Source organism: Turicibacter sp. TJ11 (assembly GCF_021497505.1).
Lineage (GTDB): Bacteria > Bacillota_I > Bacilli_A > MOL361 > Turicibacteraceae > Turicibacter.
The window spans coordinates 566,784-591,715 of record NZ_CP069349.1 but is presented as its reverse complement, the minus strand read 5'-3'; the positions used below and the strand labels follow the sequence as shown (position 1 = coordinate 591,715).

Below are 24,932 nucleotides of genomic sequence, written 5' to 3'. Positions count from 1 at the left end.
ACTTTCACCTTTTTCTATTTCTTTAATTGATCTAAGAAACGTTCAATACGCTTTAGTGCTTCTTTTATATTTTCCATCGATGAAGCATAACAAGCGCGGATAAATCCGTCGCCACAGTCTCCAAAGGCGTTGCCAGGGACTGTTAAAACTTTCTCAGTTAATAAGAGTTTCTCACAAAATTCATCAGAAGATAACCCCGTTGATTTAATACATGGGAAGACATAAAAAGCACCTAATGGTTCAAAACAATCGAGTCCTAACTTTTTAAATCCATCAACTAAAACTCGGCGTCGTTGATTATACTCCTTCACCATCATTTCAACGCTAGCATCTCCATTTTTCATCGCTTCAATGGCCGCATACTGAGAAGTTGTTGGCGAACACATGATGGCATATTGATGAATTTTTTTCATCGCACTAATTAACGTTTTGTGCCCACACACATAACCTAAACGCCATCCGGTCATGGCATATGCTTTTGAAAATCCATTGATCACGAGTGTCTGTTCTTTAACTTCTTTGAAACTTGCAATTGAGACATGCTTTTGATCATACGTTAGCTCGGCATAAATTTCATCTGAAATAATAATAATTTCTTTGTCTTTTAATACATCCACTAACTCTTGTAACTCATCTTTTGTCATAATCGCTCCGGTTGGATTATTTGGAAACGGCATAATAAGCACTTTTGTTTTAGGTGTAATCGCCTCTAAAAGTTCTTCCTTCGTTAGTTTAAACTCATTTTCAGCTTTTAATTCAATAATTTTAGGTGTTGCTCCTGTGAATGTCGTACAACCTTTATAAGCAACAAAGCTTGGTTCGGGAATAATGACTTCATCTCCTGGACCAACTAAGGCACGAAGCGCTAAGTCAATCCCTTCACTTCCACCCACTGTGACTAAGATTTCATCTTCTGGATGATAACATAGCTCAAAGCGGCGATATAGATAGCGAGAAATTTCATAGCGTAATTCCATAAATCCAGCATTTGAAGAATAGTGAGTATGCCCTTTTTCTAACGAATAAATTCCCGCTTCACGAACATTCCACGGTGTAACAAAATCGGGTTCCCCAACACCTAAAGAAATAACACCTTCCATCTCATGAACCATATCAAAATATTTACGAATTCCTGAAGGTGGCATATTTTTAACATTTTCTAAAATCATATCCTCTAATCTCATAAGAAAATTACCTCACGATCATCAAATTCTTTCTCTTTAAAAATGGTTCCATGGTCTTTATATTTTTTTAAGACAAAATGCGTTGCACAGCTTAACACATATTCTTGAACCGCTAATTTTTCTGAAACAAACATCGCTACTTCTTTCATTGTTTTTCCTTCAACAATAACGGTTAAGTCAAATCCACCTGACATTAAGTAGCACGCACGAACTTGTTCAAAGTTATAAATGCGTTCTGCCACTTTATCAAATCCTTCTCCACGTTGTGGTGTCACTTTAACTTCAATTAAAGCTGTTACGGTTTCTTTTCCTGTGTTTTCCCAGTTAATTAAAGTCGTATAGCCTGCAATAATGCTACGCTCTTCATAATCACGAATCGCTTCACGAACTTCTTCCACTGTTTTTCCTGCCATAACCGCTATTTCTTCATCGGTATAGCGACTGTTCTTTTCTAAGATTTCTAAAATCTCTTCCATCATTTAACCTCCTATGTTTAAAATAAAAAAAACCTTCATCCCAAAAGGGACGAAGGTTATCTTCGCGGTACCACCCTCATAAGTCATTCTAAACTCATGACTCACTCGATACTCGTAACGTGAGTAAAACGGCTACACCTACATTAGATCAACGACCTAGTTCTCAGTGCGCGATTCAAAGACTGCTTCAATTTATCGTCACTTGCTGAATTTTCACCCTCATCAGCTCTCTAAAAAGTTCGTCTAAATTTACTCTTTCTTCTCACTATCTTTGCTATTTTTTTCTATTATAGCGAGAAAATGAAAAAGTGACAAGTCATTTTTAAAAATAATCAGGTTTTAATCGATATCTTTTACCATATTATTAATCCATTTATTTGATTTAAATCGACGTCTTAAAATGATGCAACGTAAAATTTCTTCTAAGGCACCAAAGAAAATAACGTAAGAAATCGACCAGTTCATCACATAGGCGGCTATAAATGCTAATGGAATTCCGACTAACCAGATCGATAATCCTTGTGCAATCGACCCGTACTTTGCATCGCCACCTCCGCGTAAAATTCCAACAATTAAAATTCCGTTATAAACGCGTGGTAACATGAAAATTCCATAAATCCATAAGATTTTCATCGCATCTTCGCGAACGATGGGTGACACATTATAGATTTTTACAATAAACGGAGCTAATAAAGCTAAAATAATGGCCATTAAAACACCGACACCCATCGATAGACGGATAATATTTTTGGCATAAGTGATTCCTTGTTCTTCTCGGTTTGCTCCAATTTCATTTCCAATTAACACAACCGATGCATGAGCCATTCCAAAGATTACAATCGTAAATAAGTTCATAATCGTTGATGTAATTTGAGTTGTGGCAATCGCATTAACGCCGATATGACCATAAATCATCGTATAAGTAACATTCGCAAGTCCCCAACATGCCTCATTTAATACAACTGGTAAAGCAGTGAGGTATAACAGTTTAGCCATTGGCGCATCGATATGTTTAAAATCTTTAAGTGTTAAGCGCAGCGGCTTTACCTTCAATGTCACAATCATTAAAATAATCAAACATTCAACGATACGTGCAATTAATGTCGCAATGGCAGCCCCTGAAACACCTAACGCTGGCATGTTAAATAAACCAAAAATTAAGATGGCATTTAACACAGCATTTACTAATAATCCAACAACACTTCCCCACATCGGTAAGGCGCTATTTCCAATACTACGTAAGGCTCCCGCAAAAACAAACGAGATGGCTGACACCATATAACTCATGATCGAAATACGTAAGTATTCACTTCCTAGTCTAATCACCTCTCGATCTTCATTAAATAATGAAATAATAGACTCTGCACCAAAATGTCCAATGATCATAAAAATAGACGCTAACATGATGGCTGCGATTAATCCTAACTTTAACACAGAATGAATTTTCGCTTCATCTTTTTTCCCCCATAGCTGAGCAATTAAAATGGAACATCCTGCTCCAATTCCCATCGCAAGTAAGCTATATAAGAAATAAAATTGATTCGCCACCCCGACAGCGGCTAATTGAACTTCTCCTAAACTCCCGATCATAATGGTATCTAACATATTTAAGGATGTGGTAATTAAATTTTGAACCACAATCGGAAGTGCTAACATTAACAATCGTTTATAAAATAATTGATTTGATTTCATTTAATCCCTCTTTCTCTTCTAAAGTTTATTAAAGTCACGATCTTTTATAAAAATGCATACAAAAACCCCCAATTTGAAGTTTGTTCAAAGTGGGGGTTCAACACTTGTAAATTAAATATATTTTTATACAAAATCCACTATATTCTAACAAAAACTAACACTGAAATCAAGTTTTTTTTCAAGGTGACTAGTCAAGTTTATCATTTTTCGATAAAATGAACATAATTTAGTGTGAAAGGAGCAACTAGAATGAGTCAAACGAAACAATCCATTCAAGCATTATTAGAACAAAAGAAACAATCAACAGCCAATCAAAAAACACAATTCATGCCAAGTCGTGAAATGGTCAAAGGTCAAAAAGGAAAAAGCAAGCGAAGAAAAGCAGGTATTTTAGGCTAGTTTTTCTCACAACAAGCGATAGTTACAAGCTTCTCTATCGCTTTTTTCATACCTATTTAACGATCATCGTTAATTATAAAATGTGATTCTCTAAGACGAATAGTTCATGAAAAGATGTGTAATTGTACGAACTGTAAAAAAGACATTTTCCGTCACGAAAATGTCTTTTTGATATGATTTAACTTATTCAGTTTGTGTTTCTACCGCCGGATAAAGCGTGTCATACTGTTGATTAATGAACGTCGTGACATAAAATTTAATCATCCCCATCACTGGGACACTTAAAATCATTCCAAACATTCCAAAAAACTTACCACCGATCGTCACAGCGAGTAACGTGAAAAATGGATTTAATCCCATTTTTTCACCGACGACTTTTGGATCGATGACGAGTGTTTCAACTTGCTGAACAATGAGTAAAAAAATGAAAGTCACGAAAGCGACTAATGGATTATAAAAAAGATTAATCCCAACAGCTACTAATGTGCCGATAATAGGTCCAACGAATGGGATCATATTCATAATCCCAAAAATAACACCGAGTAACACCGCATACTTAGCGCCAATAAATGACAAGCCGATAATCGCACAAACACCAACAAAGATAGAATCTAATGATTTACCAATTAAATATTTACCGATGTTTGCATGAAACAGTTGCCCAGCTCCTACAAAATGAGTGGCCATTTTTTTACGAAAAACAATAAAAATTAGTTTCTTGACGATTGAGATAAACTTCTCTTTTTCAAGTAAAACATAAATACTAATAATGAACGCCATTAAAAAGTTACCGGTCCCCATTAAAGCACTATAAGTCATTCCTACTAACGAACTTAATGAGCGTGTTAACACATCCGTTAGCTTAGGAATGGTCGTCATGATTTGGTCCTGAATCGGTGCTAAATCACTGAGTTCAAGTGGATAAGAGTTCATCATCCACTGATCCATTAACATTTGCATCTTAATCGCAAATGTCGGAAGTTGTGAAATTAAATCTCTTCCACTTTGATAAATAATAGGAAATAAAAAACTTCCCGCCACATAACAAAGGAAAAGAAGTCCAACATATGTAAAAGTGACACTCCATGCACGCTTTAATTTAAATTGTCGTTCTAAAAAAACAATAATAGGATTTAATAAATAGGCAAAAATAAACGCCATTAAAAATGGTGAAATCGTCGAGAACATCCCACCTAAACTTGCAAAAATTAAGTGATAAGAATCAATGACTTTAATTAAAATATAAGCTGCTGCTACAAACGCTAAGCCTCTTAAAAAGGTCACTGGTTGTTTCATTGATTGATTCATGTGGGAACCCCCTGTCAACAATAATATAACAAATTATACTATTTATTACTTTCATTGACAATTTAAAACCTACAATTACATCATTATTTTACATTAGATAATTTCTGTGAAAATATCATCAACACTCGTCTCATAATTTGATTCAATAAAGTTCACCACTTGATCAAGGACGGATTGAAGTTGTGGGAAAGAATTTGATCCCGTTGTCACGCCGAGCGTAATGATTTGATGCTCATCTTGCGTGCCAATTTCATGAATCGAAACATTAAAGCTTTGTCTCACTTTTGCAATGATACTTCGAACAATCATCCGTTTTTCTTTGAGACTATGAACCCAAGGAGCTCCTAATTTTATTTCTAAATAACCAATTTTCATTTCATTCCACCTCGAATCAATACTTTTTTCGACAAATGTATCTTGAATAATAGATAAAACCTCTTAAATATTATAAAATAAGAGAGTTAAAAAATTTTAACATCATTATTTTATGTGTAGGAGAACAAATTATGGCAACAAACATGGATTTAATGAAAAAAATTATCGAAGAAAAGCGTCAAAAAACAAAACAACAAGATAAATTAAAGCGTCCAGATAAACAAATTGGTGAGGCGCGCAAACGCATTAAAAATCATAAAGGTGGCGGATTATTCGATAAATAAGACAAGCCCGTCCCTAGTTGGTCTTTAGTGAATTTTAAAAGGAGGATGACTATGTCTTTATCATTTGAAGCCTTAGGATTAAATGCTTCGATCGTCGAAGGTTTAATCAAACAAAACATTACAACCCCAACTGCCATTCAAGCCCAAGCAGTACCCGTTATTTTATCTCATCAAGATGTGATTGCTCAATCACATACAGGAAGTGGAAAAACTTTAGCTTTCGTTGCTCCTTTATTTCAAAAGGTTGATACTAGCAAACGTGAAATGCAAGTTCTTATTTTAGCGCCCACACATGAGCTTGTCATGCAAATTGATCAACAAATTAAATTATTAGCAACTAATTCAGGTGAAGCGGTGACTTCAACCACTATTATTGGTGGTGCGAATATTGAAAAACAAATTAAAAAATTAAAAGATACGAAGCCGCACTTTATTGTTGGAACACCTGGACGAATTTTAGAATTAATCAAAAAGAAAAAAATTACAGCTCATACAATTAAAACGATTGTCTTAGATGAAGCGGATAGCTTATTAGATAACACGAACACTAAAACGATTCAAGACATTATTAAAACAACGTTAAGAGATCGTCAACTTTGTTTATTCTCAGCTTCAATTAGTGAAAACACATCTGCATTAGCTCAATCAATGATGAAAGAACCCGTCATCATCAAAGCTTCTGATGAAGTTGAAATGAATCCAAACATTCAACATTACTATTTAAAAGGTGATCGTCGTGATAAATTTGAATTATTACGCAAACTGATCGTTGCTGAAGAACCAACTCGTGCTTTAATTTTTGTTAATCAAAATGATTCCATGCAAGAAATTGCTGAAAAGTTAAATTTCCATAAAAAAGAAACGTTTATGATGCGTGGAAATATTAAAAAAGAAGAACGAAAACGTGCCTTAGATGCGTTTAGAAATGGAAGCATTCGATTATTAATTTCAACGGATTTAACTGCACGTGGATTAGACATTCCAGAAGTTACACATGTCATCCACTTAGACTGCCCTGCTAATCCAAATGAGTATTTACATCGTGCAGGTCGTACGGCACGCGGATATCAATCAGGAAAATCAATTTGTATTATTACTGAAAAAGAATTAAGCACGTTAAAAAAATATCAAAAGAAATTTAAAATTACCTTTGATGAAATGACAGTTAGTCATGGTAAATTTATTCCTTTAAAATCAAATTAAAAAAGATGACCTGGGGTCATCTTTTTTAATTTGTCGCTTTTTCAAGCGCTTGTGGATTAAACAATTCGATTTGTTTAGGCGTTAAGTTTTGAATAAATTGACGTTTAATCTCAAGTAAATGCATCACATCATTTAAATATTGAAATAACATGGCCCGATTTTCAAACTCTTCTCGTGATTTAGGTAGCTCTTGATTACGACAACATATTAATACCGTTTGAGTCTCTTGGATCAATTCATCAGCTGTATTAAATTCGTGTAAAGAGTTCGCAATATGTTCGGTTAAATCAGCCAAAAGATTTGATTGTTCAACGGTCATCATGACTTTCCCAAGCGTCTGACGCATACTCGTTAAAACTTGATATTGCATCGCTCGCATTTCCATGTATTGAACGTAATAAGTCATTTCCTCTAAAAAATAGTTTTGACGATTTCGCTCTGCTCGAGTTCTTGCCTCATCTAGATGCCTCTCAAGTGATTCAAATAACTCTTCTTCATCAATAGCTACTGCTTGACTTCTTGTTGTATTAGCTAAGCAAAATAACACGGTACGAAAATGTTCCTCAATTTCATCTTGATCTTTTTTAATTTGTGCAATCATATTTGGCATGTATAAGTTAAATAAGATGGCAATCCCTGCACCGACGACCATTAACATGACTTCATTCCAAAGGATTGCTAAACTAATAGTTCCTTCTCCTAAAACATGTGTCACTAAAACAGAGCTAACTGCGATACCATCACTTAACTTAAATTTCACCGCTAACGGAATGAAAATTAATAAATAAATTCCAAACGCTACCGAGTTGAATCCAAAAAGTGTAAACATTAAACAACTAATTCCTAATGCAAGAAGGGTTGAATTTAAACGAGCTAACCCTGTTTCAAGCGATTTTCGTTTCGTATTTTGAACACTTAATACGGTAATAATTCCAGCAGACAGGGCGTAATTTAATCCAAGTGATTCAGAAATTAACATCGCAAGCGTTGCACCTACCGCTGTTTTAATGGTACGCATCCCTAATTTGTGCTTCATGTGACTCTCCTCTCCTTTCCTATTACATTAACATCGATAATAAACGATAAACCGATTCTTCAGCTTTCATGAACCATGACTTACTTTGTTCATAATTCCAATCTAGCTTTTGACAGTTTAGTTGATCCGTTTTAAATTGATTTACTAACTCACTCGTCATTTTTTCATGATAAATGAACGCAGCTAACTCAAAATTAATACTAAAGCTTCGCACATCCATATTCACTGATCCAACAGTTGCCATTTCTTCATCAATAATAAACACTTTTGAATGTAAAAATCCTTCATAAAAATAAACTTCAATATTAGCTTCAAGTAATTCTTTAATATAAGATGTTGTTGTTCGATGAACAAAATGGTTATCTGGAATGACTGGAATCATAATTTTAACATCTAATCCAGAATGAGACGCTATTTTTAACACATGTAAAAATTCACTATCGGGAATAAAATAAGGACTTTGAATCCAAATACTTTTTTTAGCAGACATAATGAGTTTAATGTAGGCCGCGCGCATGTGATCTATTTTTTGATCAGGCCCATCACAAACAAGCTGCATATACATCTCCTCTTCTTCACTTGAAATTGGTGGAAAATAACGATCAATTTGTTGTTCCACCTCGTCAAGATCAGCGACTTCCTCAATAACCGCAGCGTAATCTTTTAAAAATCTCAGTTGCAGTAACTTAACCATTTCACCTTTAACACGTAAATGAGCATCACGCCAAGGCGTATATTTTGGATTTTTTGATAAATACTCATCTCCAATATTCATTCCACCAAAATAACCGATTTTTCCGTCAATCACGACAATTTTTCGATGGTTTCGATAATTCCAGTTTAAGGTAAAAATCTTAAACTTAGCAGGATAGTGTTTGACAACAATTCCTCCCGCTTCTTTTAACGGCTTAAACACTGATGACGGTGTCAAAAAGCTTCCTCCATCATCATAAACTAATCGCACTTTAACCCCTTGTTTCGCTTTTTTCGTTAAGGCCTCAATTAATGCTTTTCCAGAGTGATCACCACGAATAATAAAGTAAAGCACATGAATCGTATCAGTGGCCTGTTCAATATCTTTCATTAATTGCTCGTACTTATCGTTCGCATCACTAAAATACGTTAAACTATTATATCTAGTTAAGACACTTTTATTGTAATTTAAATTGAACTCAATCAATGACGTATAGGGAAAATAATTGGCTGATGTTTGCTCAACCATTTCTAACTGTAAATCAACCGCCTCTTGATAACCTAACTCTTCGATTTCATCTAAAAAGGTTCGCTTTTTTTTTATAATCGGTCCATGACCGAATAAAAGATACAATAAAAATCCAATAAACGGAATAAATGTCATAATCATCGTCCAGGCTATAATATAAATGGGTTCATCTCTGCGACGAAAAATCATTATTAAAATCGTACATAAGTTAATCATTTGTATGACGAGTAATGATAATGCGATGATCCATGCTAACATGAAAAAAACCTCCAATCCTTCACTCTCTTTTACCTGCTAGAAAATGAAGAAAGTCTACTCCCTTACTAATCCCTTTTAGTTCATTAAAAGAAATTATAAGCTTTCCTATTATACCTTAATTTTTATTTTTTGATAAGGGAAACTACCTTCCCCGCCTATTTGTCACTTAAAAAGAAGGTTAATGCTTGAACGAATTGATCGTTGTCTTCTTTTTTTCGTTTTTTAGGACCTTTTAATCGAACACCTGATTGTCTCATTTTTTGTGAATGATAACGTAGATCTAACAATTCATTAATGTTATTTTCTGTGTACCATTTACCGTTTTGATTTAAGACAACTCCCTTTTTAGCTAAAACTAAGGCGGCAAGACCATAATCTTGTGTGATCACTAAATCGTTTGGTTTTAATCGATTAATAATTTCAAAATCCACTGCATCTGCGCCTTGCATCACCGTGATGGTTTGAACGCCTTCAATCATAAACTGATGAGCAGCGTCACAAACAATGACGACTTCTATTTGAAATGAATGAGCCACTTTAATCGTTTCATGAATGACGGGACATCCATCTGCATCAATATAAATTTTCAACTAAATCAACGCCTTCTTTCTACTTTTGTTTGATAGATTCGACTAAATTAAGTCTATCTCATGATGAAACACATCTGTTTATGATAAATTTGATGACTTTTTAGGCGAATTTGCGATATAATTAATTTTATCCTATTTTATCCATTAATCAACTGGAGGCTTATTATGACTGTTAAAATTTTAACCGATAGTACATCTTATATTCCCGCATCTATTTGTGAAGAATTAGATATTACTGTCGTCTCTCTTAATGTCATTATTAATCACGATTCTAAACGTGAAGTAGATATTGATTTAGCTGACTTTTATCAGCAACTCCCTACCTATCCTACTATTCCAACGTCTTCTCAACCTTCTCCTGAGGAAATGTTAGCCGCATTTGAAAAATTAACGAATGACGGACATGAGGTATTAGGGATCTTTCTCTCGTCTAAAATGAGCGGCACGTATTCGAGTGCACATCTTGTTAAAGACTTAATTTTAGAACAAAATCAGGACGCTGTCATTGAGATCTTTGATTCACAAACTAATTGCATGCAAATGGGATTGATGGCGATTGAAGCGGCTAAGGCAGCTAAACAAGGAGCGTCATTAAATGAACTATTAACGCTCGTTCAAACGATTCGAGACAATAGTCGATTTTTATTCACACCTGAAACACTTGATTATTTAAAAAAAGGTGGACGTATCGGAAATGCATCGGCACTTTTAGGAAACATCTTGCAAATCAAACCGATTTTAACGGTTGAACAAGGAGAAACAACCGTGTTTACGAAGGTTCGAACGAAGAAAAAAGCGATTTTAAAACTCATTGAAAAACTGAAAGAAGATTTAGAAGGACGTGAACTCGGAGGCGTCGTTGTTCATCATATTAATTGTGCCGCTGAAGGTCAAAAACTTGCACAACAAATTGAAGATGAACTTCAAACAACCGTTATTATTCAATCCATTGGTCCCGTGATTGGATGTCACGTTGGACCTGGAAGTATTGGAATTGCATATTTTGTAAAATAATGATTGCTACCTCTTCTAATGAGTGGTATAATGCAAAAGCTAAGGAAAACTATTAGAAATGCGAAGTGAGATATTATGAAAAGTTCAGCTATCGAAAAGCGTATTGTTAAAATCGATCAAGAGATTCAAGCTATGAACATTGCTAAAAAATATTTAAAAAATCATCAAGAAATTGAACAAGTGATTTTAGAATTAAACCGTGAACGTCAATTATTAGTTAATGATTTATATCGTGACGATAAATTATCTTACCAAACAGTTCGCGATCATTTAGAAACATTAGTTGAGAAGGAATTAGATGCCACTCAACAAAAAGAGTTATTAGACTTTATTAAAGAAACATTTGGACGACAAGCCGCTACGGATGGAAAAACAGCAACTGGACTAAACGCTTGGTTAAAAAAATTAAATATTAAATATCAATGGAAAACTGTTGATGAATCAGATTGGGCAACTTTAATCATCACAGGATTCGATCCTTTTAAAAACTAATTTGATTGACCTTTAAGTCCTCTACTTAAAGGTCTTTTTTAAATTACCAATTTTTTCTAATTTCTGTGTTTTTATTCCATTTATCCTAATTTTAAGCTATACTTAAACACGGAGTGTCAAAATATGACGAGGATGTAGAGTAAGAAGGAGGACATTATGGAAAATTTAACGCTTATGGGTAGCAAGATTTTGGATGTTTTAAGTAACATCATTAGTTTCGGAAACACGTACATCGGAACTTACTTATTAATTGTTTTACTTTTAATTGCAGGGTTTTATTTTACATTTAAAACAAACTTTGTCCAATTTAGAATGATGAAAGAAATGATTCGTTTATTAGGAGACGGTGTTGGGAGTTCAACAAAAGATGGAAAAGTCTCTTCTTTTCAAGCCTTTTGTATTAGTACCGCTTCACGTGTTGGAACAGGAAATATCGCTGGGGTTGCTTTAGCCATCGCAGTCGGTGGTCCAGGATCTGTGTTTTGGATGTGGGTCATTGCTTTAATCGGTGGTGCTTCGAGTTTTGTTGAAAGTACGCTAGCGCAAATTTATAAAGTAAAAGATGAATCAGGTGGTTATCGTGGAGGACCTGCTTACTACATTGAAAAAGGATTAAATAAACGTTGGTTAGGACTTCTGTTCTCAATTTTAATTACAATTACGTTTGGATTCGTGTTTAATGCCGTTCAAGCCAATACGATTACAGAAGCGTTCCAAACAGCCTTTGGAGCAGATAAATTAATCGTCGGAATTATCTTAGCCATCTTCACAGCTGTGATCATCTTTGGTGGGGTACAACGTATCGCTAAAGTTTCAGAAGTCATTGTTCCTATTTTAGCAGTAGCTTACGTTTTAGTGGCTGTTTTAGTCATTATCTTAAATATCACAAAAATCCCTTCAGTAATTACATTAATTGTTTCAAATGCCTTTGATTTTAGTTCATTTGCATCAGGTGCTTTTGGTGTCATGTTTATCCAAGGGGTTAAACGCGGTTTATTCTCAAATGAAGCGGGTATGGGGAGTGCACCAAACGCAGCGGCAACAGCTGAAGTCTCTCACCCAGTTAAACAAGGTTTAATTCAAACATTAGGTGTTTTTACAGATACGATTTTAATTTGTAGCTGTACAGCTTTTGTCATCTTATTATCAGGAACACACGCTGATTCAAACTTAACAGGGATTCAGTTAACACAAGCCGCTTTAACATCTGAAATTGGTATCTTTGGAAACTACTTCATTGCTTTTTGTATTTTATTATTTGCTTTTAGTTCAATTATCGGAAACTACTACTATGGTGAATCGAATATTGAATTTATGAGCACTAATAAATTCTGGTTAGTTTCTTATCGTGCGATTGTCGTTGGGATGATTATTTTCGGATCATTAACAAAAGTAGATATCGTTTGGAATTTAGCTGATTTATTCATGTCATTTATGGCTATCGTTAACTTAATTGCTATTTTATTATTAGGAAAATTTGCTTTCAAAGCTTCACAAAACTACATCGATCAAAAGAAAAAAGGAATTCAAGATCCTGTGTTTAAAGCTTCTGATATTGAAGGTTTAGTCAACGCAGACGAATGGAAATAAGAAAAAGCAGCTCTTAACAAAGAGCTGCTTTTCTTATTTGTCCTAAAACAATAAATCAGATTCTCGTGGTGATCGAACTAACCTTTGTCAAAATGACGTCTTTAACAGTCGTATAACTAGACCTTTTAACTATTCATCTCTCTTAACACTTGAAGAAGTTGTTTATTTTGACTCTTTTGAACATTGACTTGTGGCAGATGAATTTGTTGTTTTTGCCCGTTTAATTCATAATCAAAATAAAATGGCCCCACTAAGCGGCGACAAACAAATGGCTGAGAACTTCTTAATAAGAAAGTCACATAAGGTCTTGTTTGACGAATAAATGACACGCGTGCCTCTAACTCTTCATACTCTTGAGGTTGTAAGGGTTCATCGTGAGTGATAACATAAGCATTTAATCGTGAACCTTTACGAATTAAAGGTAAGATAAAATCATCTGATGAAATGAGCTTAAGAGTTGAACGTTTAACCGGCGTTATCGCCCCGAATAAAATACCGTATGATTTTAATCGTTCTAATCCAGCCATAATCTCTTCATAGGCTGATCCTAGAATCGCTTCACTCACCTGCTCTTTATTTCCCTCAAGCAGAATCAGTGGAAAAACATTTCCAAGTTTAGATAATGTCAAACAACGTTGGTCATTTAGTAAACTTCCATTCGTTAAAACCATAAATTCCACATCATTATGTTTTTCATACATTTTTAATAAGCTATCGTTAAGAAATGGATCACCGCCCGTTATCAGAATTTGATGAATTCCAAGTTCTTTCGCTTCTAATACGAGACGATTCACTTCTGATAAAGGCATCGCTAAATTGGGATCAAACTGAGGCGAACACCCCTGACTTGATAAGCTATCATTCATTCCAAGATCAATGACAATCGCATGTGGAATATGGATTCGATACTGAGCCGATAATTGCTCACGCTTAGGTAACCCCTCCCATAATTCTTTAACTGCAACATTTTGTAAAAAGTAGTTCAAACACGTTTTATTCGTATTATAAATCATATTCTTAATATATCGCTTAATTGACGGATGTGTATCGTAATACCCTTTAATTTGCCCTACAATTGCTTTGACTTGTGGATCAGTGACAAATGTCTGAGACATCTCATACAACTTCTCTACCCCATTTTCAGGGTCTTCTTTTAAAACTTCTACCACATTCGCAACAATAAAATTTTTAGGTAATAAGTTCATATTATTTAAAAAGTTCATCATCCATTTCACCTCATTCATTTAATTGATGAAAGTTTATCTCATTTCATTATATTGTCGATTTATATAATTCATGACTGTTATTGTAAATTTGACACAAAAAAAAGGAGAGCAGGCTCTCCTTGATCTAATAAAAAATAACATTATGATAGTCAATTTCTACTGAAACAGGTTGAATTTTATTTTGCAGTAATAAAGGTTTTAATGTTTCATAAACATAGGTTCTTGCTTCAACTTCTTCTTTATCAAAGAAGATAAAAACATAACGTAATCGTTTGCCCTTTAACTTTTTCACCTCATAAGAGGCGCTTGAATTTAAATGATTAACGGCGACGACGACATTAACTTCATCATCTTCATCACTAATCGTTGCCATATGATGTGCAACAATACAGGCTTCATTAATCCCAAACCAATGTTGATATAAATCATTCACTAACTCACTGCTCTCCTCTTCTTGATAATAACGAACAGCAGAGCTATTTCGACCAAACTTTTCGACTGCTTTTTGGCTATGATTTAAAACAAGCACTTCCACTCGATTAATAGCCATGATCTTTCATCCCCTCTACTAAATTTGGAGGGTATGCCTATTCGAGACTCTCCCATCACTTTTTGTGTTTTGATTTGATAGTTTATTATATGTGAGTCGTCTAAAAATGTGAACGGTGACTAGGCGGTGACTGAAATAAACTCAAAACGATTGACATCAAATAATCCTTTATCCGTCAATTTAAGCGTTGGAATGACTGGAAGCGTTAAAAACGAAAGAGTTAAAAACGGATTAAAGTTGAGCTGTGGTGATAAGCATTCTAAGGCTTCATGAAGATGATGAAGCTCTTGAACCACTTCATCACATGAACGAGCGGTGATTAACCCTGCAATTTCAAGTGGAATTTGTGCCAAGACTTTTTGATCTTTAACAACAACAATTCCCCCTTTAATGGCTTCAAGCGTTTTAGCTGCAAACAGCATCTCTTCATCACTCACCCCACAGACAATTAAGTTATGTGAATCATGAGAAATCGTAGTCGCAATGGCTCCAGCTTGTAGTTTTAATCCTTTTAACATCCCAAGTCCAATATTTCCAGTGAAGTGATGACGTTCAATCACCGCTACCTTTAATAAATCGTGCTCGACTGATGAGTGAACTTGATCCGTCATGTTCAAATCCGTTAGTGCATACTGACGATGAATCGTTTCTAATTTATTAGGAATTAACTCAATGACATTTAAGACGTTACAATCTTTTGAAGAAATTTCGAAGGATGTAACGTTTAAATCCTTTGGTAAATGAACACTGTTTTCTACCATCATTGGAACTTGCATTGGGAGATCATCAATTAAAAGCTTATTTTCATGAACCACACAAGTTCCGTTTTTATATACCGCATGAATGTTAAACGTTTCTAAGTCATCAAGAAGAATAAAGTCGGCTATAAATCCAGGCGCAATCGCTCCTTTATGTTTCAGTTGATAACACTCTGCTGTATTTAACGTACTCATCTGGATGGCTGTTTCAATTTTCAATCCACTATGAACGGCTAACTTAATTGCTTGATCAATACTTCCCTCTTTAATTAGATCATCAATGTGCTTGTCATCAGTACAAAAACAAATTCGACGACTATTTGCAAGACTCGCCACTTGAATTAAATCTTTTAAATTTTTAGCGACGCTTCCTTCTCGCATTAAGACATACATTCCACGTCGTAATCGGTCAATCACTTCTTGGGCAGTATGACATTCATGATCGGTTAAAATTCCCGCTGTTAGATACGCATTTAATTGATTCAAATCAAATCCAGCCCCATGTCCATCAATTTGATGACCGAGTGTTGAAGCGTCTAATAATTTTTGTAACATGTCTTTCTCACCATTTAAAACGGCTGGAAAATTCATGACTTCTGCTAACCCAATTACTTTTTCATGATGATACAGTGGCTTTAAATCTTTAGCAAGTAATGTCGCTCCTGAGTGTTCAAACGTTGTTGCAGGAACACATGATGGAAGCATCACGTACATATCAAAGGGAATCTCTTTTGTTAAATGTAACATCAATTCAATCCCTTTAACCCCTAAAACATTAGCAATTTCATGCGGATCTGTAATCATTGATGTAATTCCATGCTTTAAAGCTTCTTTATAATACTCTCGTGGTGAAACAAGTGAGGATTCAATATGAGCGTGCGCATCAATTAAACCTGGGCAAATATACTTCCCTGTTCCATCGATTTCTTCCTTTCCACTATATGTTCCAATCCCAACAATATAGCCTGATTCAACAGCAACATCTGCCACAAAACGATCATTTTGAAAAACATCAATAATCGTGACATTCTTTATGACTAAAGATGGTTGTTGCTGATTTGATGCACATTCAATGCGCTTTTTTAACTCATTTAAATTCTCTTTCATCTTCCTCACCTCTTGAAGTTTTATATTATTCAATCATATCTTGCGGCAAAAGTCTACTATTTTATACTATTTTTTCTATTTTTCTAATTTGATTAGTTTGATTGGATAACATCAATGTTTTCAGTCAAGAAAATGATTACGGATGAACTCTAGTAAGATAACACCCTTGTTAATCAAATAAAAAATGTTAGACCAGTTCAACTGACCTAACATTTTGGTGCTAGTATAGTTTGATGAACACACTCTAGTTAAGTGTTTCTATACAATTCATGAAAAATATAACACTAAACTCTATACTCCCAAAGTTTGGATATGAACTAGAACGCCCTCTCTCTATTTGTTATAATAACTTTAGCTTTAAAAGAGGAGAGGTTTTATGAGAAAACTTAGTATTCAATTATTACTCATCGTTTTAGCTGGTTGTTGTTATGTAATCACTCGTTTTTACCCTATTGATCGAATGTTTATTGAAACGTCTTACTCGACCGGTTGGAATCAAGCATTCATTCAACGATTTAGTCAGCTCACAGGCCTCATTCCTTTTTCTTTGTTTGAATGTTTCATTTATTTGGCAGTATTGACTTTGCTAATTACCTTTCTTTATTATCTTTTCCAAATCATTCATCATCCTCATCAACGACTCACCTTATTCATTAAAGGTTTCCTTCAACTCATGACAGCTTTTTCAATCGGTTATCTCATCTTTCTTCTTTTTTGGGGAATGAATTATCATCGGGCTTCGTTAGAAACGAGGTTTTCTTTGAGCACGACGACACATTCAAAGGAAGAATTAATTGAACTTTATACTCATTTAATGGAGATGGCTAATGAAGTCCGCCCATTAGTTGATGAAAATGAGGATGGTGTTTTTAAAGCTTTCACTGATTATCGTGGTGTTTTTAAACGAGCTTCTTTGGGCTACGTGGAAGCTTCTAAAACTTATCCTGTTTTAAGCGGAAATTATGGAGACCCTAAACCTATCTTAGCGTCTAACTGGTTAAACTACACGAATATTACCGGTATTTACTCCCCGTTTACGGCAGAGGCTAATGTCAATATTGCAACTCCTGATTCAACGCTTCTTTTTACTACCATGCACGAAATGGCACATCAAAGAGGATATGCACATGAAAATGAAGCTAATTTCATTGCCTTTATCACGTGTCTTTCACACCCAGATGCCGATTTTATTTATGCTGGGTATTTATCAGCTTTAAGTTATACAAACGTTGCCCTCGCAAAGGTCGATCGTGAAATGCTAATTCAGTTAAATGAACAACTCGATGAATCCGTTCGACGCGACCTTCGTTACGTAACAGCCTTTTGGTCTCAGTATGAGGGAAAAGTTGAGGAAACCTTTCAATCAATGAATCAATCTTATTTAACCTTTAACGGCGTTTCAGATGGCATGCAAAGCTATGGACGTGTCGTTGATTTATTACTAGATTATTATCAGCCTATAAAATAACATAGGCAAAACAATAGAAATATGGTATTTTAAATTTAAGGAGGGATAGAATGAAGTGTGATGTATTTGGAAATGACTTACCTGGGGTATCGATTACACTCGATCAAGGAGAAAGTGTGTATACACAATCTGGCGGAATGGCTTGGATGGATGAGCAAATCAAAATGGAGACGAATTTAAAAGGCGGCCTCATGAAAGGCATCGGGCGTATGTTTTCGGGTGAGTCATTATTTATGGCAACCTATACTGCTACCGCACCGAATCAAGAAATTGTATTTGCTTCAACGTTTCCAGGTCAAATTTTAGAATTTGATCTTCACAAAGGAGAAGAATGGATTTGTCAAAAAAGTTCCTTTTTAGTCGGTGAACCAAGTATTCATTTAAATGTGGAATGGACTAAAAAGTTTTCTGCTGGATTATTTGGCGGTGAAGGATTCATTTTACAACGAATTAGTGGTGAAGGAAAAGTCTTTTTAGAAGCAGCGGGAAGTGTTGTGAAGCGTGAGTTAGCAGCGGGTGAGGTCATTAAAGTCGATACTGGAAATGTCGTTGCCTTTAATCGAAGTGTTCGATATGAAATTGAAACAGTCAAAGGCTTTAAAAATATTTTCTTCGGTGGCGAAGGATTATTTTTAACGAAACTAACCGGTCCAGGAACGGTTTATTTACAAACCTTAACGATGCAAAATGTAGCCACTCGATTAATTCCTTATATCCCAACAAGCGGAAACTAAAAAACTCATATCGTTTGACGAAAAAGATGACGGTGATCACTAACGACCGTCATCTTTTATTTTGTTTGACTACTTTTCGCCCAAGTCATTAAGTAGTCATAACACGAAATATAACAGTTATTTATAGGAAGTCGTTCATATGGATGATAATTTTTTACTGTGTTAAATCGCCTTAACCAGTCTGTTGTTTCCAAGATTCCTCTTTATAATCCCTATAGTGAGTCATTTTTTAACTGATTCTAAAAATTAATCATCTCTTTTTTGAAATTTTCTTCAATAAAAAAAGGCACAGTGGAGACATTCATCCACTCTGCCTTTTTAATTGTCTAATGAGATAAATGTCACAGTTTTATCAACGGTGTAACAAATCAACTGATTTATTAATCGTTCAAATGAGATAACTTCATCTTGAATTAATCGCTTTTGAGACGTTAACAAATTAAAAACCATTAATTGTTGCTCTGATAAATAATAGAGGTCATAGCCAATCACCAAAAAGTCTGTCGCGTTTAACTCATAACGACACATGATTTCATCACCATTTAACGTGATTACCTCACCGGTTTGTTCATCTAATGCAAAAACCATACCAGACTCGGCCACTAGTTTTTTTACAGTTACCTCTTCAATTGTTATAACATCTGTTGACTCATTTTTTGGTTGAATCATTAAATTTCCTGTTTGAGGATCTTTATAGTAGATAAACTGATGAGTTTCTAACGCTACATGACTCATGTGTTGTGGTGTTAGATTTTGGTTGAAACATTTAGATAAGTCAGCGATTTTCTCTTCAACTAACCCCAATCGATGACCATAGTTCTCTTTAACTTGTTCGACCTCAAGCAATCGTTCATAAGCGGATGACACCTGATCTAACTCCTGATGAAGTGACTGAATTTTTTGACTTCCTTTTTCAGATAGTTCGACAATCTCTTCTAATTGTACCATTTCCACTAATTCATCTAGATTTTGGCGTAATCCTTCCACTACATCTTTAAAGTTTAAAATGGTTGAGTCTAATGTTGCAAGGCGCTTCGCTGCTTTTTCAAACGTTTTAATTAAGTCTAAAAATTCAGGTTCCATACTCTCACCCTTTCAATTCATTTATGTTTTTTATCATTTGATCAATGACCTGCGTTTGTTTCATCAGATGAATCGAATATAGCTTATTAAATCGCCTTAACCAGGTGATTCGTTTGTCTTGCTGATAGACAAAGCTCAATACATCTTTCCCTTCTCGTTCAAATTCAGCTTGAATTTGACTATAAGGTAATCCTTGAAAAACTAAGGCCTTTAAATAATTTAGATGATCGTTTCCTTGTCGATAGCACTGAGCTGCTTTTTCATATTCTTTCAGCCTCATTAACTCATGTCCCGCTTCAACATGAAGTCCCGATTTATTTTTAATTAAAGCCTGACACCGAGCGATGTCATGAGTGGCCTCTTCTAACTGGGATAGCTCATACTCCCTAATTGCTTGTTCATAAAGTTCTCGACGTTCATACAGTTGGGCTTCCTTATAAAACTGATTATCCGTTGATAATTGACTAAGCTTTAATTCAGCCTCATCAAACGTGTCAAAATATAGAAATTCACTTTCTAATCGATCATATAATGACAGTGGCATCTTCTCTTCAACAAAACACAAATGATGACGAGCTCGTGTTAAAGCCACATAAAGTAAGTTAAAATAATAACGATACTGATTTTGAAACATGACCTCTTCATTTAAAATGGTTTCCCAAATCAAGTGATACTTACTCATGACGTTATAACAAATGATATAATCTTTTTCAATGCCTTTAATTTCTTCAACTGTAAAGACAGCCCCTTTTAACGGGGTTAATCGCTCAAAATTTTTCTTTTCTTCTTCATCAGGCACAACAATCGCCACATAATGACGATTTAAGCCGGTTTCAATAAATTTAACAAGCTCCTGAAACGATTTCGGATCAAAATAAAAAATCGGCGATTGCTCCCCACGAATCGGAACCTCATGATAATCATTTTTCTTATTCAAACCAAGTCGTTCAATGCGAAGATCCACGACTTGATTGGCTAAGTCAACGACTTCTTTCGTACTTCGGTAATTTTTAACAAGCTGATGTTTAATAAAATCAAGATGTGTATTAGACGTTTTTAAAATACTTTCAATTCTTCCGGTATGAAAATAAGTCGGGCGAATGGTTTGATTAATATCGCCTGTAAATAGCAAATGATTTCGATGACGCGCTAATCGAATTAAACAGTAAATTTGAATTTCTGTTAAGTCTTGAATTTCATCGGCAATGACAAAATCAAATAAAGAAATCTCTTGATTCATTAACTTTCTTAAAAAAAGACGTGCCAAATCATTTTCGTCAACTTTTCCTTCTTCTAGCAAAAAGCTTTGATAACGAAGGGTGAGTTCGTATAACAATTCACGCTCCGCAACGGTATATAGACAATACTGCTCGTCTAACTTTAAATAAATCTCTTTTGGAAGGATCGGATGATTGATGAGATAATCATCTAACCATTGATGCATCAATAAAACAGCTCGCAATTCATACTGATCTAAAAATCGACTTTTCGCCTCATATAGCTTTTCTGCGTGTAAAACTAAGATATTGTCTTCACGAGTTGCTAGTCCCTTTTTAACAATAATATCAACGACATCTGATGGAACTGAATGATTTGACAAATCAATGCGATAATCAATCCACTCTTTTGGAATCATCCCTTTGATAATCCCTCGAATTTCTTTAAAAATATCATAAATTCCAAGTCCAAGTTGTTTTAATAATAACGGTTGTCGTTCAATGATCCACGTTCGAAACACTTCAAAGCTAACCGTTTGATAGCTTGAGACTTCTTGTGATAAATAATCATTGAGATGATAAAATTGAACACGTCTACCAATCTCTTCTCCCTTGTATTCAGGGGATTCTTGAATAATTTTTTGAAATAGCTTTTTAGCGTCCTCGACTAAATAAGAAGAATACGTAAAATAAGCAATTTTAATTGGCTGAGTTGCTAAAAGAAAAGCCTTATGAATATTAATGGTCGTTTTCCCGCTTCCAGCACTTCCAAAAATAAACATGGGTGCATCCGTTGGAGCTAAGCATCGAAACTGTTCATCATTTAAATAGTAGATGGCTTTATCATCTCGCTCATCTAAAAGCTGTCCCATTGTTTCAACGTTGATGACGCGTGTGATGACTTCATTTGGATCATAATCAAAATTGATATATTGTTGATCGACATAATCATCAATGGACTCTTCCGTTGTCAAATATTCTTCTATCTGTTGATTCGTAACGCCGATCATTCGACCTTGCATCGATTGATCATCGTGATGACAATAGTCTAAAAATAAAATCGCTTGACGATATTCTGAACGCACACGATCCGTATCAAAGGTAAAAAGAATTCGATCGCCTTTATTAATACGAAGCTTAAAAATACGAAGACCATTTCGATTATGCTTGATTTCTCGAACCGACACACCCGCTCGCATGGCCGACATATTATATTTTGACGCTTCATATTCCTGAACAAACTGACTCATTTTTTGTAGGACAAAGGATTCTTTCCCTTGAGGGATGTGACTTAAAAACAATTCCGTGACTAATATCTTCATGTCATATCCCCTTTCTACATCATCTTATCTATATTTTATCAAATTAGACACTAAATGTATATGAAAACCGGTGCTTGCTAAAATCACTCGATTCACTTCTATCTTTTAGTTTTGAAGAAACGAAAAAAAAGATTCCTCTAATTGTAAAAAGGAATCTTTTTCATTTATGATTGAAAATCACTTAAAAATTCAAGTGAGCCACTTATAAGTTAATTATGAAGCATTTGAAACATCTGCGCTTGTTTCATTCCATTCTTCATGCTCATATAACTGATCTCTTTTTTGTAAATAAAAGTAAATTGCTACTAAAACAATTCCTTTAGCCACACTACTTAAAGTAATTGCCCACCAAACACCATTAATTCCTAAAAGCTGTGGTGTTGCAATCAAATACGCTAATGGAATGCGTGCCCCGGTTAAAATAATTCCAACAATGGATGGAATATAAGTTCGCCCAAGTCCATTAAATAATCCTTGTGTCGTAATTTCAATGCACATAAATAGCTGAGAATAGCCTAGAATTTTTAAATAATCCGTTCCTTGATGAATCGCTTCGTTTTCATTTAAAAAGAACTTGAAGATAGGTTGTCCTGCAAATACTAATAAAAGGGTAGTGATGACACCTAGACTAATCGCTAAACCAAGCGTCGTGCGATATCCTTTTTGAATTCGATGATATTGTTTCGCTCCATAATTTTGTCCAACAAACGTTCCTAAAGCCGTTGAAAATCCACCCGCTGTCATCCAAGAGATGGATTCAATTTGAGATCCTACTTTTTGAACAGCAATCGAAACCGGCCCATAGGCCGCCACTAAACGTCCAAGAACCATCGCAATAATGGTAAACGCGCCATTTTGGACTGCCCCTGGAAATCCGATTTTACATAACACTTTGATTGATTTCATGTCTGGCTTTTTAAACAAATTAACTTTTAAATAACTTAACTGACTTTTCATCATCACGGCGATAAAACAAGCCGTCACGACTACTTGTGCTCCCGCTGTTGCTAAAGCAGCACCTAAAACACCTAACGCAGGAATCGGTCCAAACCCTAAAATTAAAAGAGGGTCAAAAATAATATTAAAAATTAAACCAATCGTATTGATAATAAATGGGGTTTTACTATCTCCTGATCCATTAAAAATCGCCGTTAAAACCGGATTAATAAAATAAAATACCATGACATAGGCCATAATTTCTAAATAAGTATAAGACATCTGAATAATCTCAGCATCGCCTAAATTAAAGAAACTAATCAATGGTTTTTTTAAAAGTAATAAACCGATCATGTAAATGACAGCCAACAAAATATTAATTTGAATCGCACTTCGAATGTATTGTTTCGTATCATCTAGTTGTTTCGCTCCCGTTGACTGAGCGACTTTAATTTCAGCTCCAATCTTGGAAATCATAATAAAGGCCATCGCTAACCATGTAAAAAAACCAGCCGTCCCAACAGCAGCGACCGCTTTACTTCCCACTTTTCCAATCCAAATCATATCCGTTAAGTTATAAGCCATTTGGATAAAAGAAGTTCCCATAATCGGCATAGCTAACTTAACTAAATTTCTGATGATTGGCCCTTCCGTTAAACTAACTTTACGCCCCACTTTTCAACACTCCTTTCGTGATGATTAGTCCTGTCTAATCTTCTATCTTTACGGTCACCTTTATCGTCTATGACTCACTTTATTCGGTTGCCCAAATTTTCATTCCTTAAAATCGTCTCGCCCCGTTTTTTTCGTGGAACGTTCAAACAACTTATATAATTCAAACGATTGAGGCAATATATAGACGTAGCAAAAAAATTATGATTTTAAAAACGTTTAATCACTAACTCTTAATAACTTGTTTCTTGTGGTGTTTAGATTTTCTTGAACTAAAGCTTGTAAGTAGTTTCTTTAATCCATAAGAAAAGCTAGTGTCCAAAGATCACTAGCTTTACAATTGGTTGAGAAATTATAATTTAACAACGTTAGAAGCTTGAGCTCCGCGGTTTCCTTCAACGATTTCGAAAGAAACTTTTTGTCCTTCTTCTAAAGTTTTGAATCCTTCACCAGTAATTGCTGAGTAATGTACGAATACATCCTCTCCCCCCTCAACTGAGATGAATCCAAATCCTTTTTCTGCATTAAACCATTTAACTGTACCTGTATTCATAATAAATACCTCCGAAAAGAAATAAAAATTTTTTACTTAATACTATTTTGCTACCCACATCATTACCCTTAGTACTAACCCCAAGAAAATCTATTCGATTGCTTCTGTGAAATAAACCAAAAGAATTATTAAGTACATCTTTAATATATCACATTTTCAAAAAAACGCAACCTAATACTGTAT

Annotated in this window: 23 protein-coding genes and 1 other annotated feature; of the genes, 8 read left to right on the top strand and 15 right to left on the bottom strand. The window is 34.8% G+C overall.

Annotated features, from left to right (window positions below; translation table 11 throughout):
• Window positions 1-14 precede the first annotated feature (14 nt).
• The 3 genes from JRC48_RS02820 to JRC48_RS02810 form a co-directional block, all read right to left on the bottom strand.
• Window positions 15-1,184, bottom strand: coding sequence for an aminotransferase class I/II-fold pyridoxal phosphate-dependent enzyme (locus JRC48_RS02820; RefSeq protein ID WP_235070361.1), 1,170 nt, complete (start codon window positions 1,182-1,184; stop codon window positions 15-17).
• Window positions 1,181-1,660, bottom strand: coding sequence for an Lrp/AsnC family transcriptional regulator (locus tag JRC48_RS02815; RefSeq protein WP_235070360.1), 480 nt, complete (start codon window positions 1,658-1,660; stop codon window positions 1,181-1,183). Before JRC48_RS02815 ends, JRC48_RS02820 begins: the two co-directional genes overlap by 4 nt.
• Before the next feature lie 42 nt (window positions 1,661-1,702).
• Window positions 1,703-1,935: a binding site (T-box leader), on the bottom strand.
• A 64-nt stretch (window positions 1,936-1,999) separates the two neighbouring features.
• Entirely contained in the window at window positions 2,000-3,352 is a 1,353-nt protein-coding gene (locus JRC48_RS02810; RefSeq protein WP_235070359.1) for an MATE family efflux transporter, read from the bottom strand.
• Between the two features lie 249 nt (window positions 3,353-3,601).
• On the opposite strand from JRC48_RS02810, the gene JRC48_RS02805 reads away from it, so the two are divergent.
• Window positions 3,602-3,751, top strand: coding sequence for a hypothetical protein (locus JRC48_RS02805; protein WP_235070358.1), 150 nt, complete (start codon window positions 3,602-3,604; stop codon window positions 3,749-3,751).
• A 183-nt stretch (window positions 3,752-3,934) separates the two neighbouring features.
• Here JRC48_RS02805 and JRC48_RS02800 read toward each other — a convergent pair whose 3' ends face one another.
• The gene (locus tag JRC48_RS02800) at window positions 3,935-5,059 is read right to left on the bottom strand and encodes an AI-2E family transporter (protein ID WP_235070357.1); all 1,125 of its coding nucleotides are present in this window, start codon (window positions 5,057-5,059) and stop codon (window positions 3,935-3,937) included.
• 93 nt (window positions 5,060-5,152) lie between these two features.
• Window positions 5,153-5,434, bottom strand: coding sequence for a DUF503 domain-containing protein (locus tag JRC48_RS02795; RefSeq protein WP_235070356.1), 282 nt, complete (start codon window positions 5,432-5,434; stop codon window positions 5,153-5,155).
• A gap of 131 nt (window positions 5,435-5,565) precedes the next feature.
• Here JRC48_RS02795 and JRC48_RS02790 point away from each other — a divergent pair, with 131 nt between their 5' ends.
• Both JRC48_RS02790 and JRC48_RS02785 read left to right on the top strand, forming a co-directional pair.
• Window positions 5,566-5,718, top strand: a complete 153-nt coding sequence (locus tag JRC48_RS02790; protein ID WP_235070355.1) for a hypothetical protein — start codon at window positions 5,566-5,568, stop codon at window positions 5,716-5,718.
• A gap of 51 nt (window positions 5,719-5,769) precedes the next feature.
• Window positions 5,770-6,921, top strand: a complete 1,152-nt coding sequence (locus JRC48_RS02785; RefSeq protein ID WP_235070354.1) for a DEAD/DEAH box helicase — start codon at window positions 5,770-5,772, stop codon at window positions 6,919-6,921.
• A 25-nt stretch (window positions 6,922-6,946) separates the two neighbouring features.
• On the opposite strand, the gene JRC48_RS02780 is transcribed toward JRC48_RS02785, so the two are convergent.
• The 3 genes from JRC48_RS02780 to JRC48_RS02770 form a co-directional block, all read right to left on the bottom strand.
• Window positions 6,947-7,957, bottom strand: coding sequence for an aromatic acid exporter family protein (locus tag JRC48_RS02780; RefSeq protein ID WP_235070353.1), 1,011 nt, complete (start codon window positions 7,955-7,957; stop codon window positions 6,947-6,949).
• Window positions 7,958-7,979: 22 nt separating this feature from the next.
• Window positions 7,980-9,437, bottom strand: a complete 1,458-nt coding sequence (cls, locus tag JRC48_RS02775; RefSeq protein ID WP_235070352.1) for a cardiolipin synthase — start codon at window positions 9,435-9,437, stop codon at window positions 7,980-7,982.
• A 155-nt stretch (window positions 9,438-9,592) separates the two neighbouring features.
• A complete protein-coding gene (locus JRC48_RS02770) occupies window positions 9,593-10,027 on the bottom strand; it encodes a YaiI/YqxD family protein (RefSeq protein ID WP_235070351.1) in 435 nt (144 codons plus the stop codon).
• A 165-nt stretch (window positions 10,028-10,192) separates the two neighbouring features.
• Between JRC48_RS02770 and JRC48_RS02765 the strand changes: the two genes are divergently transcribed.
• The 3 genes from JRC48_RS02765 (at window position 10,193) to JRC48_RS02755 (ending at window position 13,123) form a co-directional block, all read left to right on the top strand.
• Complete coding sequence (locus JRC48_RS02765; RefSeq protein ID WP_235070350.1) at window positions 10,193-11,041, top strand: DegV family protein; 849 nt, start codon at window positions 10,193-10,195, stop codon at window positions 11,039-11,041.
• A gap of 75 nt (window positions 11,042-11,116) precedes the next feature.
• Window positions 11,117-11,533, top strand: a complete 417-nt coding sequence (locus JRC48_RS02760; RefSeq protein ID WP_235070349.1) for a hypothetical protein — start codon at window positions 11,117-11,119, stop codon at window positions 11,531-11,533.
• 156 nt (window positions 11,534-11,689) lie between these two features.
• Complete coding sequence (locus JRC48_RS02755; RefSeq protein ID WP_235070348.1) at window positions 11,690-13,123, top strand: sodium:alanine symporter family protein; 1,434 nt, start codon at window positions 11,690-11,692, stop codon at window positions 13,121-13,123.
• Window positions 13,124-13,248: 125 nt separating this feature from the next.
• Here JRC48_RS02755 and JRC48_RS02750 read toward each other — a convergent pair whose 3' ends face one another.
• The 3 genes from JRC48_RS02750 to ade all read right to left on the bottom strand — a co-directional run bounded on the left by JRC48_RS02750 (window position 13,249) and on the right by ade (window position 16,764).
• Window positions 13,249-14,346 (bottom strand): radical SAM protein, encoded by a 1,098-nt coding sequence (locus JRC48_RS02750; RefSeq protein ID WP_235070347.1) that lies wholly within the window; start codon window positions 14,344-14,346, stop codon window positions 13,249-13,251.
• A 127-nt stretch (window positions 14,347-14,473) separates the two neighbouring features.
• Entirely contained in the window at window positions 14,474-14,899 is a 426-nt protein-coding gene (locus JRC48_RS02745; RefSeq protein ID WP_235070346.1) for a hypothetical protein, read from the bottom strand.
• Between the two features lie 119 nt (window positions 14,900-15,018).
• Window positions 15,019-16,764, bottom strand: a complete 1,746-nt coding sequence (gene ade / locus JRC48_RS02740) for an adenine deaminase (RefSeq protein ID WP_235070345.1) — start codon at window positions 16,762-16,764, stop codon at window positions 15,019-15,021.
• A 376-nt stretch (window positions 16,765-17,140) separates the two neighbouring features.
• Here ade and JRC48_RS02735 point away from each other — a divergent pair, with 376 nt between their 5' ends.
• Window positions 17,141-18,232 (top strand): DUF3810 domain-containing protein, encoded by a 1,092-nt coding sequence (locus tag JRC48_RS02735; RefSeq protein ID WP_235070344.1) that lies wholly within the window; start codon window positions 17,141-17,143, stop codon window positions 18,230-18,232.
• A 50-nt stretch (window positions 18,233-18,282) separates the two neighbouring features.
• Complete coding sequence (locus JRC48_RS02730; protein WP_235070343.1) at window positions 18,283-18,966, top strand: TIGR00266 family protein; 684 nt, start codon at window positions 18,283-18,285, stop codon at window positions 18,964-18,966.
• A 318-nt stretch (window positions 18,967-19,284) separates the two neighbouring features.
• Here the strand turns inward: JRC48_RS02730 and JRC48_RS02725 are convergent, their stop codons facing one another.
• From JRC48_RS02725 to JRC48_RS02710, 4 genes are all read right to left on the bottom strand, one after another.
• A complete protein-coding gene (locus tag JRC48_RS02725; RefSeq protein WP_235070342.1) occupies window positions 19,285-20,049 on the bottom strand; it encodes a hypothetical protein in 765 nt (254 codons plus the stop codon).
• Between the two features lie 4 nt (window positions 20,050-20,053).
• Window positions 20,054-22,588, bottom strand: coding sequence for a UvrD-helicase domain-containing protein (locus JRC48_RS02720; RefSeq protein ID WP_235070341.1), 2,535 nt, complete (start codon window positions 22,586-22,588; stop codon window positions 20,054-20,056).
• Between the two features lie 213 nt (window positions 22,589-22,801).
• Window positions 22,802-24,199 (bottom strand): MATE family efflux transporter, encoded by a 1,398-nt coding sequence (locus JRC48_RS02715; RefSeq protein WP_235070340.1) that lies wholly within the window; start codon window positions 24,197-24,199, stop codon window positions 22,802-22,804.
• Between the two features lie 349 nt (window positions 24,200-24,548).
• A complete protein-coding gene (locus JRC48_RS02710) occupies window positions 24,549-24,749 on the bottom strand; it encodes a cold-shock protein (RefSeq protein ID WP_235070339.1) in 201 nt (66 codons plus the stop codon).
• Window positions 24,750-24,932 lie beyond the last annotated feature (183 nt).

Excerpts from the sequence above, each read along its gene's own strand:
- JRC48_RS02820 (WP_235070361.1), bottom strand. The coding sequence starts at position 1,184 with ATGAGATTAGAGGATATGATTTTAGAAAATGTTAAAAATATGCCACCT.
- JRC48_RS02815 (WP_235070360.1), bottom strand. The coding sequence starts at position 1,660 with ATGGAAGAGATTTTAGAAATCTTAGAAAAGAACAGTCGCTATACCGAT.
- JRC48_RS02810 (WP_235070359.1), bottom strand. The coding sequence starts at position 3,352 with ATGAAATCAAATCAATTATTTTATAAACGATTGTTAATGTTAGCACTT.
- JRC48_RS02805 (WP_235070358.1), top strand. The coding sequence starts at position 3,602 with ATGAGTCAAACGAAACAATCCATTCAAGCATTATTAGAACAAAAGAAA.
- JRC48_RS02800 (WP_235070357.1), bottom strand. The coding sequence starts at position 5,059 with ATGAATCAATCAATGAAACAACCAGTGACCTTTTTAAGAGGCTTAGCG.
- JRC48_RS02795 (WP_235070356.1), bottom strand. The coding sequence starts at position 5,434 with ATGAAAATTGGTTATTTAGAAATAAAATTAGGAGCTCCTTGGGTTCAT.
- JRC48_RS02790 (WP_235070355.1), top strand. The coding sequence starts at position 5,566 with ATGGCAACAAACATGGATTTAATGAAAAAAATTATCGAAGAAAAGCGT.
- JRC48_RS02785 (WP_235070354.1), top strand. The coding sequence starts at position 5,770 with ATGTCTTTATCATTTGAAGCCTTAGGATTAAATGCTTCGATCGTCGAA.
- JRC48_RS02780 (WP_235070353.1), bottom strand. The coding sequence starts at position 7,957 with ATGAAGCACAAATTAGGGATGCGTACCATTAAAACAGCGGTAGGTGCA.
- cls (WP_235070352.1), bottom strand. The coding sequence starts at position 9,437 with ATGTTAGCATGGATCATCGCATTATCATTACTCGTCATACAAATGATT.
- JRC48_RS02765 (WP_235070350.1), top strand. The coding sequence starts at position 10,193 with ATGACTGTTAAAATTTTAACCGATAGTACATCTTATATTCCCGCATCT.
- JRC48_RS02760 (WP_235070349.1), top strand. The coding sequence starts at position 11,117 with ATGAAAAGTTCAGCTATCGAAAAGCGTATTGTTAAAATCGATCAAGAG.
- JRC48_RS02755 (WP_235070348.1), top strand. The coding sequence starts at position 11,690 with ATGGAAAATTTAACGCTTATGGGTAGCAAGATTTTGGATGTTTTAAGT.
- JRC48_RS02750 (WP_235070347.1), bottom strand. The coding sequence starts at position 14,346 with ATGAACTTTTTAAATAATATGAACTTATTACCTAAAAATTTTATTGTT.
- JRC48_RS02745 (WP_235070346.1), bottom strand. The coding sequence starts at position 14,899 with ATGGCTATTAATCGAGTGGAAGTGCTTGTTTTAAATCATAGCCAAAAA.
- ade (WP_235070345.1), bottom strand. The coding sequence starts at position 16,764 with ATGAAAGAGAATTTAAATGAGTTAAAAAAGCGCATTGAATGTGCATCA.
- JRC48_RS02735 (WP_235070344.1), top strand. The coding sequence starts at position 17,141 with ATGAGAAAACTTAGTATTCAATTATTACTCATCGTTTTAGCTGGTTGT.
- JRC48_RS02730 (WP_235070343.1), top strand. The coding sequence starts at position 18,283 with ATGAAGTGTGATGTATTTGGAAATGACTTACCTGGGGTATCGATTACA.
- JRC48_RS02725 (WP_235070342.1), bottom strand. The coding sequence starts at position 20,049 with ATGGAACCTGAATTTTTAGACTTAATTAAAACGTTTGAAAAAGCAGCG.
- JRC48_RS02720 (WP_235070341.1), bottom strand. The coding sequence starts at position 22,588 with ATGAAGATATTAGTCACGGAATTGTTTTTAAGTCACATCCCTCAAGGG.
- JRC48_RS02710 (WP_235070339.1), bottom strand. The coding sequence starts at position 24,749 with ATGAATACAGGTACAGTTAAATGGTTTAATGCAGAAAAAGGATTTGGA.